The 17,488-nt window shown below is 73.8% G+C and carries 15 protein-coding genes; 9 read left to right on the top strand and 6 right to left on the bottom strand.

Annotated features, from left to right (window positions below):
* On the bottom strand, positions 1 to 521 hold a 521-nt coding region (locus tag Cch01nite_RS19150; RefSeq protein WP_203758088.1), incomplete at its 3' end, for an AAA family ATPase.
* Positions 522 to 688: 167 nt separating this feature from the next.
* Here Cch01nite_RS19150 and phoU point away from each other — a divergent pair.
* Together phoU and Cch01nite_RS19140 are read left to right on the top strand one after the other, a co-directional pair.
* Complete coding sequence (gene phoU, locus Cch01nite_RS19145; RefSeq protein WP_203758087.1) at positions 689 to 1,348, top strand: phosphate signaling complex protein PhoU; 660 nt, start codon at positions 689 to 691, stop codon at positions 1,346 to 1,348.
* A gap of 51 nt (positions 1,349 to 1,399) precedes the next feature.
* Positions 1,400 to 1,846: an MmcQ/YjbR family DNA-binding protein gene (locus tag Cch01nite_RS19140; RefSeq protein ID WP_203758086.1), complete on the top strand. Its 447-nt coding sequence runs from the start codon at positions 1,400 to 1,402 to the stop codon at positions 1,844 to 1,846.
* Between the two features lie 28 nt (positions 1,847 to 1,874).
* Here Cch01nite_RS19140 and Cch01nite_RS19135 read toward each other — a convergent pair whose 3' ends face one another.
* Positions 1,875 to 2,615: a phosphoglyceromutase gene (locus Cch01nite_RS19135; protein WP_203758085.1), complete on the bottom strand. Its 741-nt coding sequence runs from the start codon at positions 2,613 to 2,615 to the stop codon at positions 1,875 to 1,877.
* Between the two features lie 104 nt (positions 2,616 to 2,719).
* Between Cch01nite_RS19135 and Cch01nite_RS19130 the strand changes: the two genes are divergently transcribed.
* Entirely contained in the window at positions 2,720 to 3,070 is a 351-nt protein-coding gene (locus Cch01nite_RS19130) for a VOC family protein (protein ID WP_203758084.1), read from the top strand.
* 3 nt (positions 3,071 to 3,073) lie between these two features.
* Here Cch01nite_RS19130 and Cch01nite_RS19125 read toward each other — a convergent pair whose 3' ends face one another.
* Positions 3,074 to 4,405, bottom strand: coding sequence for a glycosyltransferase (locus Cch01nite_RS19125; RefSeq protein ID WP_444542251.1), 1,332 nt, complete (start codon positions 4,403 to 4,405; stop codon positions 3,074 to 3,076).
* 96 nt (positions 4,406 to 4,501) lie between these two features.
* Entirely contained in the window at positions 4,502 to 9,610 is a 5,109-nt protein-coding gene (locus tag Cch01nite_RS19120) for a glycoside hydrolase family 3 N-terminal domain-containing protein (RefSeq protein ID WP_203758083.1), read from the bottom strand.
* 256 nt (positions 9,611 to 9,866) lie between these two features.
* On the opposite strand from Cch01nite_RS19120, the gene Cch01nite_RS19115 reads away from it, so the two are divergent.
* Complete coding sequence (locus tag Cch01nite_RS19115; protein WP_203758082.1) at positions 9,867 to 10,682, top strand: TIGR03619 family F420-dependent LLM class oxidoreductase; 816 nt, start codon at positions 9,867 to 9,869, stop codon at positions 10,680 to 10,682.
* 11 nt (positions 10,683 to 10,693) lie between these two features.
* On the opposite strand, the gene Cch01nite_RS19110 is transcribed toward Cch01nite_RS19115, so the two are convergent.
* Positions 10,694 to 11,767 carry a lactonase family protein gene (locus Cch01nite_RS19110; protein ID WP_203758081.1) on the bottom strand — a complete coding sequence of 358 codons (1,074 nt, stop codon included), beginning with the start codon at positions 11,765 to 11,767 and terminating at the stop codon, positions 10,694 to 10,696.
* 220 nt (positions 11,768 to 11,987) lie between these two features.
* Between Cch01nite_RS19110 and Cch01nite_RS19105 the strand changes: the two genes are divergently transcribed.
* The 4 genes from Cch01nite_RS19105 (at position 11,988) to Cch01nite_RS19090 (ending at position 14,969) form a co-directional block, all read left to right on the top strand.
* On the top strand, positions 11,988 to 12,674 hold the full coding sequence (locus Cch01nite_RS19105; RefSeq protein ID WP_203758080.1) for a hypothetical protein: 687 nt from the start codon (positions 11,988 to 11,990) through the stop codon (positions 12,672 to 12,674).
* Positions 12,674 to 12,913 (top strand): hypothetical protein, encoded by a 240-nt coding sequence (locus Cch01nite_RS19100; protein ID WP_203758079.1) that lies wholly within the window; start codon positions 12,674 to 12,676, stop codon positions 12,911 to 12,913. Before Cch01nite_RS19105 ends, Cch01nite_RS19100 begins: the two co-directional genes overlap by 1 nt.
* A gap of 278 nt (positions 12,914 to 13,191) precedes the next feature.
* Positions 13,192 to 14,502 (top strand): ABC transporter substrate-binding protein, encoded by a 1,311-nt coding sequence (locus tag Cch01nite_RS19095; RefSeq protein ID WP_203758078.1) that lies wholly within the window; start codon positions 13,192 to 13,194, stop codon positions 14,500 to 14,502.
* A gap of 2 nt (positions 14,503 to 14,504) precedes the next feature.
* Positions 14,505 to 14,969, top strand: a complete 465-nt coding sequence (locus Cch01nite_RS19090) for a hypothetical protein (protein ID WP_239071066.1) — start codon at positions 14,505 to 14,507, stop codon at positions 14,967 to 14,969.
* A 9-nt stretch (positions 14,970 to 14,978) separates the two neighbouring features.
* Here Cch01nite_RS19090 and Cch01nite_RS19085 read toward each other — a convergent pair whose 3' ends face one another.
* Entirely contained in the window at positions 14,979 to 16,205 is a 1,227-nt protein-coding gene (locus Cch01nite_RS19085; protein ID WP_203758077.1) for an ROK family transcriptional regulator, read from the bottom strand.
* 70 nt (positions 16,206 to 16,275) lie between these two features.
* Between Cch01nite_RS19085 and xylA the strand changes: the two genes are divergently transcribed.
* Positions 16,276 to 17,463: a xylose isomerase gene (xylA, locus tag Cch01nite_RS19080; protein WP_203758076.1), complete on the top strand. Its 1,188-nt coding sequence runs from the start codon at positions 16,276 to 16,278 to the stop codon at positions 17,461 to 17,463.
* Positions 17,464 to 17,488 lie beyond the last annotated feature (25 nt).

Below are 17,488 nucleotides of genomic sequence, written 5' to 3'. Positions count from 1 at the left end.
CCCGCCAGCCGCAGCCGGTGCAACGGGAGCGGCGGGTCGTACCGGCCGGCCAGCACGAGGCGCAGGCCGGGCGGTGCGTAGCGGACGAGCCGGCCGAGCACCTCCCGGGTGACCCCGGCGTCGAGGGCGTGCACGTCGTCGACCACGACGACGAGCCCGTCGGGCGCGCCGTCGAGCGCGACGAGCAGCTCGTCGACCGTGCGGGCCGTCGGACGGGCCGGGTCCGGGACGGCGACCGCGAGCGCGTGCGCGAGGCCGTGCAGGAGGCGGGCCGGGTCGTTGTCGGACGCGTCGAGCGTGAGCCACGCGACGGGGCGACGCTCCGCTGTGGCCGCCGTCCACGACGCCAGCAGCGTCGACTTGCCGAACCCCGCGGGCGCGACGACGAGCGTGACGCGGTGGGCGCCGACCAGCGCGTCCAGGTCGGCGACGCGGCCCGGGCGGGGCACGACGAACCCTCCGAGGGCAGGAGCCGCGATCTTGACCCCGGGTGCGCCCGCGAGCGCTGTGATGCCGATCACATCCCGAACGTAACGGGCAAGTCGGACGGGCGCGCACGATGGGCCTGCGCGGACCGTGCCGTGCGGCCCAACCGCCGCCGTCCGTTCACCTGGGCGAGCCCAGCCGTTCATCTGCCGGTGTCAGCCTGACGACCGCGCGGCACCCCGTCGCGACGGGAGAGGATCACATGCGGGACATCTTCGACGCCGAGCTCACCCAGCTCGGCGACGACCTGGTCACCCTCGCGGGCCGGGTCGAGCGCGCGATCACCGATGCGGGCGTCGCGCTCCTCACGGCGGACCTCGCGCTCGCCGAGACGGTCATCGCCGGCGACCTCGAGATCGACGCGCTGGAGCGCGACCTCGACGAGCGCTGCGTGCTGCTGCTGGCCCAGCAGGCCCCGGTCGCGACCGACCTGCGGATCGTCGTCTCCGCGCTGCGGATGAGCGCGACCATGGAGCGGATGGGCGACCTCGCCCGCCACGTCGCGCAGGTCGCCCGCGGCCGCTACCCGCGGCACGCGATCCCGCACGGGCTCTCCGGGACGTTCGCCGAGATGCACGACGCCGCCGTCCGCGTGGCGCGCCGCCTCACCACGTTGCTGGAGAACCGCGACCTCGCGATCGCCGAGTCCATCGAGCAGGACGACGACCTCCTCGACGAGCTGCACGAGGACTCGTTCACGGCGCTGCTCGGCGGCTCGTGGACCGGCACCCCGCAGGAGACCGTCGACGTCACGCTCGTCGGCCGGTACTACGAGAGGTTCGGCGACCACGGCGTCTCCGTCGCGCGCCGCGTCGTGTACCTGGTGACGGGGAATGTCGGCGAGGAGATCTCCGCCTCCTGACCCGGCCCGTCGCCGGGTCGCTCGCCCGCGGGGCGTCGCTACCGTGGGCCGATGAGCCAGGAGCGGGTGCTCGGGTGGGGCGACGACGACGTCGCCGAGGCGCGACGGCGGATCGGGGCGGTCGTCGGGCGGCTGCCCGAGACCACCGCGGAGGTCGACCCGTACGGGAACACCGGGTTCTTCACCCGGGGCAAGCGGTTCGCCTGGATCCTGCCCGACCACCACGCCGACGGGCGGCTCGCCCTGTGGTGCAAGGCCGACCGGCACGAGCAGCAGGCGATCGTCGCGCGCGACCCCGACCGGTACTTCGTCGCCCCGTACATGGGCAGGTACGGGTGGGTCGCCGCGCACCTCGACGCCGCGCACTCCCCCGACTGGACCGAGCTCGAGGAGATCGTCGAGGCAGGCTGGCGGCTGTCGGCCACGCGGGCCGCGGTCGCGGCGTTCGACGCGGCAGCCGAGCCCGGGACGACGACGCGCCGGCCACCCGTGGGGTGACCGGCGCGTCGTCGTTCTCGGACCTGGGTCAGCGACCCTGGTTCGCGACCGCCTTGATGGCCTCCGCGGCCGCCTCGGGGTCGAGGTACGTGCCGCCCGGGTTGGTCGGCTTGAGGGTCTCCTCGTCGAGCGTGTAGAGCAGCGGGATGCCCGTCGGGATGTTGATCCCGGCGATCGTCGCGTCGTCCACGCCGTCCAGGTGCTTCACCAGCGCCCGGATCGAGTTGCCGTGCGCGGCGACGAGCACGACCTTGCCCGCCTGCAGGTCCGGGACGATGTCCGACTCCCAGTACGGCAGCGCACGGACGAGCACCTGCGCGAGCGCCTCGGCCAGCGGGATCGGCTCACCGGCGTAGCGCGGGTCGGCGTCCTGCGAGTACTCCGAGCCGGGCGTGATGTCCGGCGGCGGCACGTCGTACGAGCGGCGCCAGAGCATGAACTGCTCCTCGCCGTACTCGTCGAGCGTCTGCTTCTTGTCCTTGCCCTGCAGGGCGCCGTAGTGGCGCTCGTTCAGGCGCCAGCTGCGCTTCACGGGGATCCAGTGACGGTCCGCGGCGTCGAGCGCGAGGTTCGCCGTGGTGATCGCGCGACGCAGCAGCGACGTGTGCACCACGTCGGGCAGCACGCCCGCGTCGGTGAGCAGCGTGCCGCCGCGCTTCGCCTCCTCGATGCCCTTCTCGGAGAGGGCCACGTCGACCCAGCCGGTGAACAGGTTCTTGGCGTTCCACTCGCTCTCGCCGTGGCGGAGCAGCACGAGGGTGTAGGTCATGGGGCCATCCTGCCGCAGCCTCGGCCGGTGCGTCCGGGACGTCCGTCGGTTGTCCGCCGCCCGTCGGTCCACCGTCTGTCGGTGGCGCGCGGCATGCTGGCGGGATGGAACGCGTGGTGGGCATCGGCGGGTACTTCGTGCGGGCGTCCGACCCGGTGGCGCTGGGCGCCTGGTACCGGGACGTCCTGGGTCTCGACCTCGACGAGCACGGGCTGTGGCAGCCGGAGGCCGGGCCGACGGTGTTCGCCCCCTTCGAGACCGGGAGCGACTACTTCCCGGTCGCCCAGCAGACGATGCTCAACTTCCGGGTCCGTGACCTCGACGCGATGCTCGCGCAGCTGCGCGCCGCAGGTGCGGCGGTGGCCGAGGAGACGCAGGACATGGAGGGTGTCGGCCGGTTCGGGTGGGTCACCGACCCCGAGGGGAACCGGATCGAGCTCTGGCAGCCCGAGTGAGGGTCAGCGGCCCTCGGCGGCGACGCCGTACACCTTGAGGAGCTGGTCGGCGGTGGTGCCCCAGCCGAACCGTTCGGCGACCTGACGGGCGCTCGCGGACATCGTCGTGAGCGCGGCCTTATCGGCCAGCACGTCGGACAGGACGTCGGCCCACACGGCGGGGTCGTGCCCGCGCACCAGCCGGCCGGAGACGCCGTCGTCGACGATCAGGCGCAGCCCGCCGACGGACGCCGCCACGACGGGCACGCCGCTGGCCTGCGCCTCCGCGGCGACCAGCCCGAACGACTCGCTGCGCGACGGCATCGCGACCACGTCGGCCGCGTGGTACCAGGTGGCGAGGGTGTCGCGGTCGGCGGGCGGGCGGACGACGACGTCGTCGGGCACGCCGGTGACGGCCGCGAGCGCCTGCAGTTCCCGCACGGCGGTGGAGCGGCCGGACGGGCCGCCCAGGACGACGAGCAGCGGGACCGGGCGGCCGGTGGCGCGCAGCACGCCGAGGGCCTGGACGAGCACGTCGGGCGCCTTGAGGGCCTGGACGCGGCCGGCGAACAGGACGACGTCGCGGTCGACGGGCAGGCCGAGCGCGCGCCGGGCGGCGAGGCGGTCGGCGGCGGGGACGGGGGCGAACCGGTCGAGGTCGACGCCGGGCTCGACGACGTGCACGCGGGACGGGTCGGCGCCGTACAGCTCGACGAGCTCGTTCGCCTCGCACGGGGTGCTCGCGACGAGCGCGTCGGCCTCCGCGACGACCTGCTCCTCGCCGAGCACCCGGCCGTGCGGCTCGGGGCTGTCGCCGGGGGCGAGCGACGCGTTCTTCACGCGGGCCAGGGTGTGGGCGGTGTGCACGAGCGGCACCTCCCACCGGTCGGCGGCGATGCGCCCGACCTGGCCGGACAGCCAGTAGTGCGAGTGGACCACGTCGTACCAGCCCGGGCGCCGGGCGGCCTCGGAGCGCAGCACGCCGGCGGCCATGCCGCACAGGACGCCGGGGAGGTCGTTCTTGTCGAGCCGCTCGAACGGGCCGGCGGGCACGTGGTGCACGAGGACCGGCGGGGTGACGCCCGGCTCGACGGCGTGCGCGAGGAGCACGTCGCGGGACTCGTCGTGGGTGAGCTCGCGGCCGGTCGCGTCCGTCCCCGGCAGGACGACGGTCTCGGGCAGGTCGGACGACGTGGCCCGCGTGAAGATCTCGACGCGCGCGCCGCGGGCGGCCAGCGCCCGGGACAGCTCGAGCACGTACACGTTCATGCCGCCCGCGTCACCGGTCCCCGGCTGCTCCAGGGGTGAGGTGTGCACCGAGAGCATGGCGACGCGGGGGGCGTGCTCGAAGGTCACGGAGGCTCCTGGTGGCGGACGGGTCTGCCACCCATTCTCGCGCACGCAGGGGTCGGCCCGCCCGGGAACGGGGTCCCGGGCGGGCCGCCCGTCCTCTCAGCGGACCACCAGCAGGTGGGGCAGGGACGCCCACGGGAGGTAGCTGTCGTCGCCGCGGTACGTCACGACGACGAGCGAGGTCCTGGTGGACGACGGCAGCGTGACCGTCGCGTGCCCGGCGGCGTCGAGCGTGGCGGTGCCGCGGCGGGCACCGTTGACCCACACGTCGACCGTGCCCGTCGGGGTGAGGCCCGGGACGCCGCTGACCTGCACCTGGACCGTCTTCGGATCCTTCGCGCGGACCGTCCAGTCGGTGCCGTCCGTCGTGACGCGCGGCAGGGTCGGGGTCACCACGTAGGTCACGGACCTCGACGACGAGCCGAGTACCGGCGGGTCGGTTCCGGGGGTGCCGGCGTACACCGCGACGATCCGGTGGTGGCCGGCGACGAGGGTCGCCGGGAGGGCGACCTTGCCGGTGCCGCGGCTGAGCGTGACGCTCGCCACGGTCACGCCGTCGGCCTGGATGTCGACCGTTCCGGTCGGGGTCGTCCCGTCGGCGGCGACCGTGACGCGCGCCGTCGCGGGGTGGCCGAGCACGGCGACCGTCGACGAGAGCGTCAGGGTGGTCGTCGAGGCCACCGGTGCGGTCGTCGAGACCCCGATGACCTGGGCGAGGAGCTCGGCCGCGTCCCCGGCCGCCCCGGACATCAGGGCGTGCTCGGCGTCGGCGGTGAGGGCGACGGCGTCGTCCGGCAGGGCCTGCGCGGCAGCGTCCGCGACGACCGCCTGCTGCGCGAGGTCGCGGAGCAGCGAGACGACGAGCCCCGCCGCCTCGGCCGTGTCCCGGTCGGTGCCGTCGAGCAGACCTGCGGCCGTCGCGAGCAGCGGGACCGCCGTGGTCAGCGTCGACGGGTCGAGCTCCGAGCCCGACCAGACGGGCGCGTCGAGCACCGCCTGCACCGCGTCGCGCGCGGCGCCCGCCGGGAGGTCGGCGACGACCGTCGTGAGGCGGTCCCGCTGCGCGTCGGTGCGCAGGCCCCAGCCGTACGCGTACAGCGGGTCGTACGTGGCGTCACCGACGTTGACCGGGACCTGCTCGGCGGTCGCCGGCCAGGTCACCGGCAGCCGCCCGGTGAACGGGCGGTCGCCGAACAGGACGTCCGCGACGCCCGCGCCCTCGGATCCGGGCAGCCACGACGCCACGAGCGCGTCGATCTCGCCGAGCTGGTCGGTGACGAGCTGCGGACGCCCGGAGACGACGAGCACCGCGCACGGGACGGCCGCGCAGACGCGGTCGATCGCGGTCCGGTCGGCGGCCGACAGGGACAGGCTCTTGCCGTTGTTGCCGACGTCGCCCTGTCCCTCCGCGTACGGCGTCTCGCCGACCACGACGACCCCGACGGTCGCGTCGCCGACGGGCGCCGAGGCGTCCTTCGAGAAGGTCACCGCCGCGGCCGGCGCAACTCCTCGGATCCCGCCGAGGATCGTCGTGCCTGTGGTGATCGGCCCCGACGAGCCCTGCCACGAGATCGTCCAGCCGCCGGCCTGGTTGCCGAGGTCGTCGGCGTTGGAGCCCGCGACGTACACGTGGGCGTCCTTGGCGAGCGGGAGGACCGCGTCGTTCTTGAGCAGCACCTGCGACTCGCCGGCCGCGTCGCGGGCGATCGCCCGGTGGGCGTCGGAGCCGACGGCACCCGCCTGGGAGCGGTCGGCGAACGGCTTCTCGAACAGGCCGAGCGCGAACTTCTGGGTGAGGATCCGCCGGACCGCGTCGTCGACCCGTGCGGTGCTGACCGCGCCGGACTCGACGCTGGCCGTGGTCGAGGTGATGAACGCCCCGAAGTTGTACGGCGCCATCGCCATGTCGAGCCCGGCGTTCACCGCCCGCGCCGCCTTGTCCTGGTACGTGCCGCCCGGGAGCTTGTCGATGCCCTCCCAGTCGCTGATGAGGAAGCCGTCGAAGCCCAGGTCGCCCTTGAGCAGGTCGGTGTTCAGCGCCTTGTCCTCGTGCATCCGGACGGGTGCGCCGCCGTCGACCGAGACCGCGGAGTACGACGGCATGATCGAGCCGACACCGGCCGCGATCGCGGGCTCGTAGGGCGCCACGTAGAGCCGCTTCAGCTCGTCGAGCGAGGCGACGTGCGTGATGCCCTGGTCGATCGGGTAGCCGGTGCCCGCGAGCGCCGGGTCGTACGTGGTGCCGCCGTCGCCGACCCAGTGCTTCGCGGTGGCGAGCACCTCGTCGGCGCCGGCGATGTCGGCGGGGTCGTCGCCCTGCAGGCCGGTGATCGCCGGGCCGGCCATGGCCGCGACCAGGGCGGGGTCCTCGCCGAACGACTCGTAGCTGCGGCCCCACCGCTCGTCGCGCGTGACGCACAGGCACGGGGCGAACGCCCACGGGACGCCTGTCGCACGGACCTCGGCGGCCGTGGCCTGCGCGGCCTGCTCGACGAGGTCGGCGTCGCGCGCGGCGCCGAGGCCCTCGTTGTGCGGGAAGATCGTCGCCCCGGCCACGTTGTTGTGGCCGTGCACGGCGTCGACGCCGTAGATCAGCGGGATCTGCAGCCGGGTGGACAGCGCCTGGCGCTGGAAGCCGTCGACCATGTCCGCCCAGCCCGCGGCCGTGTTCTGCGCGGGGACCGAACCGCCGCCGGACAGCACCGACCCGAGGGCCAGGTCCCCGATCTGCCGCGGCGACTGCAGTCCGAGGCGCTCGGCCTGGGTCATCTGGCCGATCTTCTCGGCGAGCGTCATGCGGCCGAGCAGGTCCTCGACGCGCTCCGCCGTCGGGCGGTTCGCGTCCAGGTACGGCGCACCGACCGCGTCGAGCACCACGCGGGGCGACGTGCCGACGGCGGCGCCGGTCGCGGCGAGGGTGACCTCGACCGTCCGGGCGTCGTCCACGGCGGCCGTCGCACGGGTGACGACGTCGATCGTCTGCGTCGTCCCGGAGGCGGTGCCCGCGTCGAACGTGAGCGTGCCGCCGAAGGCGTCGTAGTGGGTGCCCGCCGTCGCGGTGCCGGGCCCGTTCGTGTAGGTCACGGTGACGGCGTCGGTGAGCGGCTCGCCGTCCGTGGTCGTGAGCACCACCGGGACGTGCGCGGTCTCACCGGGGTCGACGAGCACGACGTCCTGCGCGGCCGCCACCGACGCGGTCGGCGCGGGGACCGCGGAGCCGTAGAGCTGCACGTCGTCGACGGCCCAGCCCTTGGTGGTCGACAGCCCAGGCACGAACGTCAGCGCGTACCCCCACGACGACGTCAGGTCGAGGGTGCCGTTGCGGGTCGCCGCGTCGCCCGGCTGGTAGCCGGAGAGCGTGAACTGCGAGAAGGGCAGGTCGACGACCTTCCACCGGCTGCCGTCGGGCGACCAGTTGTCCTTGAACGTGGTGGCCCACAGCTCGGAGTGCTCGCCGTCCGGGCCGCCGTCCTTCAGCTCGACCTTGATGTCGTCGCCCGCGGTCGGCGACGCGGGGCGGTTGTCCTGCGAGGCGTACCAGAGCAGCCGGATGCCGCGGAACGAGCTCCAGTCCTGCCCGGCGGCGAGGTTCTCGCTGAACCCGCCCCAGCCGCCCGACGGGATCAGGTACGTGCCGGACAGCACGTGGTTGCCGGCCGGGGCGCCCTCGCGGTCCTGCTGCGTGACGCCGAGCGTCACGTCGGCGCCCGTGGAGCCCCACGTGAACAGGCCGACCGTGGTGCCGGGGTCGGCGATCGGGACGTCGCCCTCGGCGTCCTCGACCGTCGTCACCCGGTCGTAGAGCCCGAGGTCGTCGAACTGCCACGCGCCGGCACCCAGGTCCGTGAGCGTGACCGCGAAGCCTGCCGAGACGTGCGGGTCGAAGCGCGCGTCGGAAGCCGGGTCGTTCTTCAGCCGCAGCGTCGCGAACGCGACGTTCACCTGACGCCAGCCCGCGGCGTCGTCGACGACGGACGTCTCGAACAGCTGGCCGTTGCTCTTCACCTCGTACCGGAGCAGGCCGCCGCCGCCCGTGCCGAGGAACCAGAACGTGAAGCCGTCGTGCGCCGACCAGTCGGTGGGGGACGTGTCGTGCGTGAAGCCGAACCAGTCGCCCGCCGCCGGGGTGCCGGACACCGTCGCGACGAGCGCGTCGCCGTCGTGGTCGGCCGGTGCGGTGGTGAGCACCGGGGTCACGGGCGCGCTGATGCCCCACGTCGTGTAGCCGGCGGGGACGCCGTCCTCGTAGTCGTCGAGCACGGTCACCGCGCCGACGTCGGGAAGCTGGCCGTGCGGGGTGATCGTCACCGTCGCGGTGGTGCGGCCGCCCAGGACCAGGCCGGACGACGGGGTGTCGAGGGCGAGCGTCACTGTCCGGACCGGGGCGAGCGGGCCGTGGTCGACCGTGGGCACGCTGACGTCGGCGGTGGTCTCCCCCGGCGCGAACGTCACGACCTGGTCCACCGCGGTGTAGTCCGTGCCGGGCGTCGCGGTGCCGCCGGTCGACGACACGTGCACCGACTGCTCGGTCGCGGCCGGGACGGCCAGCACGACGGGGACGGTCGCGGCGCTGCCCGCCGGGACCGTCGCCCCGGTGGTGCCGAACGCCGTCGCGATCTCGGTCGGAGTGCCGTACACCTCCAACGAGAAGAGCGAGTACCCGTACCAGTGCAGGCGGGCCGGGTCCCAGTCGAAGCTCGTGCGCTGGTTCATCTGGAGCCGCACGTATCGGGCGTCCACCGGGGTCGCGAGCGTCAGGTCGTCGGTCCCGCCGTCACCTGCGGTCTCGGTCTGCACCGTGGTCCACGACGCCGGGTCCGCCGGGTCCGCCGGGTCCGCGGTCGCGACCTGCACCTCGTAGCCCCGCGCGTACGCGGCCTCCCAGGCGAGCACCACGTGGTCGACGGCCGCGGTCGTGCCGAGGTCGACCTGCAGCCACGCCGTGAACGGCACGTCCTCGTCCGGGCCGTTGCCGCTGGCCCAGCGGGTGCCCGGGTCACCGTCGGTCGCCGCGCCCGGCGGGAACGTGCCGTCGGCGTCGGACTGGAACTGCGAGGCGGAGGCCGTGCCCGTCAGCGCGAGGTCGCCCGGCGCCGCGGTCGCGGGCCCGGCGGTCGCGACGAGCGCGAGGGGCACGACGACCGCGAGCGCGGCGAGGGCGCCGGTCCAGGCGTGGGGACGGGGACGGGTGGTGCGGGCACGACGCACGGGTCACTCCCTCGTGACGCAGACTCCGGCCGGCCCCCTGCCGGTCCGACGCCGTGCGGCCGCACCGGCCGGGGCGTCCTTGCCCCGGCGTCGCTCACCGCGGTCGCTCGGCTGTCGCCAGGCAACCACAAAGACTTACCGGACGGTAAGTGCAGAAGGTCACGATTCGGTCACGGCACCCACGACCGGACGAACCGAGCGCCTGTGACCGACCCGGTCCGGAATGGGTCCGCCGTGCTCGAGGTTCCGTACCGTCATGGAGCTCGAGGTGGTGCTTCCCGACGAGTCACCGTCGATGCCCGCGGCGACCCTCGTCGACCTCGCCCGCGCGGCCGAGGACCTGGGGTACGCGGCCGTCTGGCTACCCGACCACGTGCTGCCACCCGGCGCGTACGGTCCGACGTTCGGCGGGGTCTACGAGCCGCTGGTGACGCTCGCGTACGTCGCCGCCGTGACGCAGCAGGTGCGGCTCGGCACGTCGGTGCTGGTGGCGCCGCTGCGCGACCCGTTCGTGCTCGCCAAGCAGGTCGCCACCCTGCACCAGCTCTCGACGGGACGGGTGGTGCTGGGCCTCGGCGTGGGGTGGAACGAGCAGGAGTTCGACGCTGTCGGCGCCGACTACGCCCACCGGGGTGCGGTCACCGACGACGTGCTCGCGGTGCTGCAGCACCTGTTCGCCGGGGGCGGCGCGCCCTACCGCGGCCGGCGGTTCTCCTACGACCAGGGGGTGTTCGCGCCGGTCCCAGACGGCAGCCCGCACCTCATGGTCGGCGGCAACAGCGACGCCGCACTGCGTCGCGCAGCCCGGTACGCCGACATCTGGCAGGGCATCCCCGCGAGCGTCGACGCCTTCGCCGAGCGGGCGCGGCGGCTCACCGAGCTCGCGGACGGCCGCGACGTCGCGGCCACGCTGCGCATCGGCTGGGACCCGGCCGTGCCGGTCGGGCGCATCGCCGACGACGTCGTCGCCTACCGCGAGGTCGGAGCCGCGGCTCTGGCCGTCCACTTCGGCGAGCACGAGGGCACCCGCGAACGGATGGAGGCACTGGTGGCGGCGTTGAGCGGACGCTGAACGCCGTCGGGTCAGAGGACCGCGGGCACCACGCACGCCGGCGCGGGCACGAGCGCGGACCCCACCTGCGCCCCGTCGGCGTCGAGCACCACGAGCCCGGCGCCCGTCTGCTGCGCGACCACGGTCCACCCGTCGACCACCGTGTGGTGCCGCGGCCAGCCCCCGGGCAGCACGTGCTCGCCGTCCGGACGCAGCAGGCCGTCGTCGTCCACCGTGAAGGTCGACACCACGTCCGGCCCGCGGACGCCGACGAGCAGCCGGTTCCCGTCGAGCACCACGTGCGCGGGGAGCCGGGTGCCCTCGTCCTCGCTCGTCGTGGCGGGGAGCGTCTGCACGAGCTCGCCCCGGGCCGTCGGCTCGTCCCAGGCCAGGACGTGCACCGTCACGTCGAGCTCGCCGACCACGTACGCGCGGCTGCCGTCCACGGCGAACGCCAGGTGCCGCGGCCCGGTCCCCGGCGGCAGCGACACGGCGACGCCGTCCTCCGTGAGCAGCCCGGACTCGAGGTCGCGCGAGTAGCGCCGGACCTCGTCGGTCCCGAGGTCGACGACGAGGACGTGATGGCCGCCAGGCGCGACGGCCACGAAGTGCGCGTGCGGCGCCTCCTGCCGCTCCGGGTGAGGACCGGCGCCGGTGTGGCCGAGCACCTGCGCGGGACCGCCCGCGGCCAGCACCTCGGCGCTGAAGCCGCCGTCCGCGTCGAGCGGGAGGACGCCGAGCGTGCCGGCGCTGTAGTTCGCCACCAGCAGGGTCCGCGCCTCGTCGTCGAGCAGCAGGTGGCACGGGTCCGCACCGCCCGACGAGACGGTGACGCGCGGCCGCAGGTCGTCGTCGACGACGTCGAACAGGGTGACCGCGCCGTCCTGCTCCTCGTCGACGGCGTACAGCACCGGTGCCGTGGGGTGCGCGACGAGGAACGACGGCGCGGGCGTCTCGACGACGAGGCGTGCGCCGGACAGGGCGCCCGTGGCCGGGTCGAGGTCGACGCGCCAGATGCCCTCGCCGAGACCCGCCGGGGTTCCGGCCCCCGCCTCGGGGTACGTGCCGATCCAGAGCGGGCGGAGGTTCTCGGGCTGCGGGGTCACGGTCCCCGAGCCTACGGCGGGACGGCCGGAGCGGATTGATCCAGGTGCCCGACGTGGGAACAGGCACCGTGAACCATCCACAGCCCGGGCACTCCTCGAAGCGGTCCACAAGGGCCACCAGTCGAACCGAACCGGGCTGACACACGTGGCTACGTTCCACGCCAACCCGGTCGTCGGACCGGGTCATCAGGTCAGGACGAGGAGATCTACCGTGCAGAGAATGAGGCCACTCGTTGTCGTCGCCGCGCTGCTGACGGCGTTGGCAGTTCCGACTCAAGCGACGGCGGCATCCCCGCCGATCGAGCCCGCTGACGTCCAGGCGAGCCGTGCGTTCATGACGGAGTTCGGCGTGGCGCCGGAGGTTCAGGACAGGCTCCTCAACAAGGGCCTCGCGGGAGGCCTGAATGACGCCGACGTGCGGGGCGCCAAGCCGGTGTCCGTGACGAACGAAGCGCGCGGAGGTTCGGCGGTCACCATCTCCACGTACGCGGACGGCTCGATCGGTGTCGTCGAACGGGAGCTCCCCCGCGTTGTCAAGCCCGGAGGGGCGACGACGTTCTCGGTCACCGGCTGCCGCGTCGTCGGTGGAAGCGGCTGGGCGAGCTACACCAACTGCAAGGTCCACTACCGCACGACGATCTTCTCTTACGGCTTCTATGCCAACTTCACGACGACGACCAGCTGGGACAGCATCAGCAGCGTCGGGTCGCCGTTCTTCACCTATGCGGTCGGGCACAACTACGAGTCGCACCAGCTCCGCATCCTCAAGGGCGTGGAGAGCGCATCGGAACCCGCACACGCCGAGCTGGCTATCATCTACAACGTCGCGGCTGGCATCGGCGGTCAGGTGACCAAGGGCGTCCGGCTCAAGGTGGGCGGCAACCAGTACTGGCAGGAGAACTCCTGATGGGGACAGGGCCGACTCAGTTGAGCGGTGTCTGGTACGACGCGATCTGGACCGCGGGGATCACTCTGGGACTGGCGGCGCTCGTCGCTTGGCTCGTCGACCGGCCCTATCGCGGCAAGTTCGTCGATCTCATCGTGCTGCTCTTCGTGCCCATAGTCGGTCCGCTGCTGTACCTGACCAGGCAGCTCTGGGCTCGGCGCCGGGTGCCGGACGGCTCCGACCTCGCGCAGAGCGCCTAGGCACTCTCGATCGGGGCCGACGTCAGGATCCCGTGACGTGAGCGTGGCGGCCTCCGGCATGATGAATGGCGTGGCATCCCACGACATGCCGGAGGCTGTCTGCTCTGCCAGACCTGACCGCGGTGCCGCGTAGCAACCGGCCAGGCGGCGAACGCCCCCGTCCCGATCGTGCCTTCGACGGCGAGCAGCACCTCCGCCCGTTCGGCCGTCGTCGTCCAGGTCACGCGTAGAGTGCGACGCGTCGGGCGCTCCCGAGCAGACCTCACCGGGGACCATCGATGATCCTTCGCCGCGGGACCGTGCTGGCCGTCGTCCTGCTCGCCGCAATCTCGACGGCCGGCTGCACGGCCGACAGCACCCCGGAGCCCACGGCGAGCGCCGGTCTCGACGGTGCGCACGTCGACGTCGTCGGGCTGTGGAGCGGCCCGGAGTACGACGCGTTCGACACGGTCGCCTCGACCTGGGAGCAGGACACCGGCGGGGTCGTCGACTGGCAGGGGTCGCAGGACGTCGCCCGCGACCTGGCGGCCCGTGCCGAGGACGACGACCCGCCCGACATCGCGGTCCTGCCCAACCCGGGCCTGCTGCACGAGCTCGCCGGCGACGGTGCACTGGTGCCGCTCGGCGACGCGCTCGACGTGGACGAGGTGACGCAGGACTACTCCACCGCATGGCTCGACCTCGGCAGCCACGACGGTGTGCTGTACGGGCTGTTCTCCAAGGTGTCGGACAAGGCGACGGTCTGGTACGCCCCGCCGGCGTTCGAGGCGGGCGCGTACGCCGTTCCCGCGACCTGGGACGACCTGACGACGCTCGCCGACCGGATGGTCGCCGACGGACGAACCCCGTTCTCCGTCGTCGCGCCGAAGGGCCCTGGCAGCGGTTGGGCGCTCACCGACTGGGTCGCGCAGCTCGTGCTCGCCGGCTGCGGACCGGACCTCTACGACCGGTGGGTCGCCGCCGAGGTCCCGTGGACGGACCCGTGCGTCCGGGCGGCGTTCGAGAGGTTCTCGACGATCGTCGAGACCCCGGGATACGTGCTCGGCGGCACCCAGGGCATCCTCACGACGGGCGACGCCGACGGTGTCGTCCCGCTGTACGGCGACCCTCCGACGGCGTTCATGTACTCCATGGCCTCGTTCGCCGAGGGGTTCATCACGACGGCGTTCCCCGACCTGACGCCCGCCGACGACTACGACTTCTTCCCGTTCCCGACGGTCGACCCGGCCCACGCGGGCGCGATCACCGTCGGCGGCGACGTCGTCGTGATGATGCACGACACGCCCGCCGCCCGGTCGTTCCTCGCCTACCTCACCGGCGCCGACGCGCAGGAGCAGTGGGTGCGGCTCGGCGGCTTCACGTCGGTGAATCTCGCCGTCCCGGCGGACGCGTACGACGACCCCGTCTCGCGCGCGGTGGCCGAGCACCTGACCGACGCCCCGGTCACCCGGTTCGGCGCCGGGGACCTGATGCCCGCGTCCGTCCAGCGGGCGTGGTGGCAGGGGATGCTCACTCTCGTCCAGGACCCGACCACCCTGGACCCGATGCTGGACTCCCTGACGTCGGTCGCCGCGGGCGAGCGGGGCTGAGCGTGCCGAACGGGACAGGTGCAGGTCACGACGGGCCGCCGCCCACGCGCCGTGGCCCGGTCCCCGCACGGCACCGCACCCGCCCCGCCGACGTCGTCGACGTGTTCGTGTACGTCGTCGTGCTGAACCTCGCGATCGAGTACCTGCCGGCCGTCCTCAGCGAGAGCTTCACCCTGTCGCTGCTCACCGCGGTGCTGCTCAAGGTCGCCCTGGAGGTGGTGCTCCGCGTCAAGGGCCGCGTCGTCGCCCGGTTCCGTGCCGCGACCACCCGGCGGGCCAGGGTCGTGGCGGCCCTGGCGCTGTGGGTCGTCGCGGCGGGCAGCAAGCTGGTCGTGCTCTGGCTGGTCGACGTCGTCTTCGGCGACGCCGTGAGCCTGGGCGGCTTCGTGCCCGTGACCCTGCTGGTCGTCGCGCTGCTCGGCTCGCGGGCAGGCGTCCGGCGCCTCCTGGGCGAGGGGCAGGACTGACGGCGCGGGTCAGCCCGCCCCGGCGACCTCGTGCTCGACGAGCCACGCGGACGGCTCCGCGACGACCTGGCCGAGGACCGCGAGCGCTCCCCCGGTCATCGCCGCGAGGTTGCCGCCGCGCGCCACGTCGACGGTCGGCGGCACCCACGGCCCGGCGAGCACCCGGGCCGAGAGGGCCGCCAGCACGGGGGCGCGCAGGTGGACCGCGAGCCGGGCGTAGGTGCCGCCGAGCACGACGTGGCCCACGTCGAGGAGGTTGACGACGTTCGACAGTGCGACGCCGAGCGCGGTGGCGGCGTCCGCGAGCGCGGCGAGCGCGGCCGGCTCGCCCGCCCGCGCGGCGCGCAGCAGCGGCTCGACGCCGGCCTGCCGGTCGAGGCCCGCCGCGCGCAGCATGGCGTCCTGGCCGGCGACCTGCTCGAGCGTGCGCCCGTCCGCGACGACGGTGTGCCCGAGCTCGCCCGCCCAGCCGTGCCGGCCGCCGAAGATCTGTCCGTCGAGCACGATCGCGCCACCGATGCCGATCTCGCCGGAGACGTAGACGAAGCTCGCGGGGCCGTCGGCGCGGCGCAGGTCGGCCTCGGCGCGGGCGGCCAGGTCGGCCTCGTTGGCGAGCAGCGGGGGGTGCTCGCGCAGCACGGACGACGAGCGTGCGAGCAGGCCGGCGACGTCGACCTCCCGCCAGCCGAGGTTCGGGGCGAGCAGCAGGGTGCCGGCGGTGCTGTCGACGAGCCCGGGCAGCGCGAGGGACGCGCCCGCGAGCCGGACGGGGCGGCCGTCCGGGACGTCGGCGCCGTGGCCGGGCAGCGCTCCGACGGCGTCGTCGACCAGGGCGCCGAGCTCGGCGAGGACGGCGGCGGGGTCGCTGCCGCGGTAGTCGCCGTGCACCACGCGCTCGACGAGCACGGCGCGGGAGAGGTCGACGACGCGGACGCCCAGGTAGTCGACGTTGACCTCGGCCCCGAGCGCGGCGAGCGTGCCGGACGGGGCTGCCAGCGGCACGGCGGGACGGCCGGCTCTGAGGGTCGGGACGGGCTCGAGCTCGGCGACCAGGCCGGACGCGACGAGGCGGTCGACGAGGGCCGAGACCGTGGCGCGGGCGAGCCCGGTCGCGGCGGCCACGTCCGCGCGGGACGGTGGTGGGGCGCCCGTCGCGGCGGCCTCGAGGACCTCGCGCAGGACGATGCCCAGGTTGTGCTCGCGCAGGCTCCCCTGCCGCGCCGGCGTCGACCTCATGGCTTGACCCTAGCGGCGATCGCGCATAAGTTCATCCATACAACAAATCTCGACGCTGAGAGGTTCGACGATGGTCCGCAAGCCCACCCGTGACGACAAGTTCTCCTTCGGCCTGTGGACCGTGGGATGGAACGCGCAGGACCAGTTCGGTTCCGCGACCCGCCCCTGGCTCGACCCGGTCGAGTCCGTGCACAAGCTCGCCGAGCTCGGCGCCTCGCACGTGACGTTCCACGACGACGACGTCGTGCCGTTCGGCTCCGACGCCGCCGAGCGCGACCGCATCCTCGACCGCTTCAAGGGCGCGCTCGCCGAGACCGGCATCACGGTCGAGATGGTCACGACCAACACGTTCAGCCACCCGATCTTCAAGGACGGCGCGTTCACCTCGAACGACCGCCGGGTGCGTCGCTACGGCCTGCGCAAGGTCGTCCGCAACGTCGACCTCGCCGCCGAGCTCGGCGCCGACACGTTCGTCATGTGGGGTGGCCGCGAGGGCGCCGAGTACGACTCGGCCAAGGACCTCAACGCCGCGCACGACCGCTACGCCGAGGGCATCGACACCGTCGCGTCGTACATCAAGGAGAAGGGCTACGGGCTGCGCATCGCCATCGAGCCCAAGCCGAACGAGCCCCGCGGCGACATCCTGCTCCCGACGATCGGCCACGCGCTGGCGCTCATCGCCAAGCTCGAGCACGGCGACATCGTCGGCCTGAACCCCGAGGTCGGGCACGAGCAGATGGCCGGCCTCAACTACACGCAGGGCATCGCCGAGGCGCTGTGGGCGGGCAAGCTCTTCCACATCGACCTCAACGGCCAGAAGTCGATCAAGTACGACCAGGACCTCGTGTTCGGCCACGGCGACCTGTTCTCGGCGTTCGCCACGGTCGACCTGCTCGAGAACGGCTTCCCGGGTGGCGGCCCCCGCTACGACGGCCCGGTCCACTTCGACTACAAGCCGTCGCGCACCGAGGACTTCCAGGGCGTCTGGGACTCGGCCGCGGCCAACATGTCGACGTACATCCTGCTCAAGGAGCGGGCCCAGGCGTTCCGCGCCGACCCCGAGGTCCAGGCCGCGCTCGAGGAGGCCGGTGTGCTCGAGCTCTCGCAGCCGACGCTCGCCGAGGGTGAGACGCTCGCCGACCTGCTCGCCGACCGTTCGGCGTACGAGGACCTCGACGTCGACGCCGTCGCCGCCCGTGGCTTCGGCTTCGTCCGGCTGAACCAGCTCGCCGTCGAGCACGCTCTCGGAGCCCGCTGACCCCCAGCCGTTCCGAGTACCCGCC

Source organism: Cellulomonas chitinilytica (assembly GCF_016862675.1).
In the GTDB taxonomy this organism is placed as follows: domain Bacteria; phylum Actinomycetota; class Actinomycetes; order Actinomycetales; family Cellulomonadaceae; genus Cellulomonas; species Cellulomonas chitinilytica.
The sequence above is the reverse complement of the archived record's forward strand: the minus strand, read 5'-3'. Positions and strand labels throughout refer to the sequence as shown.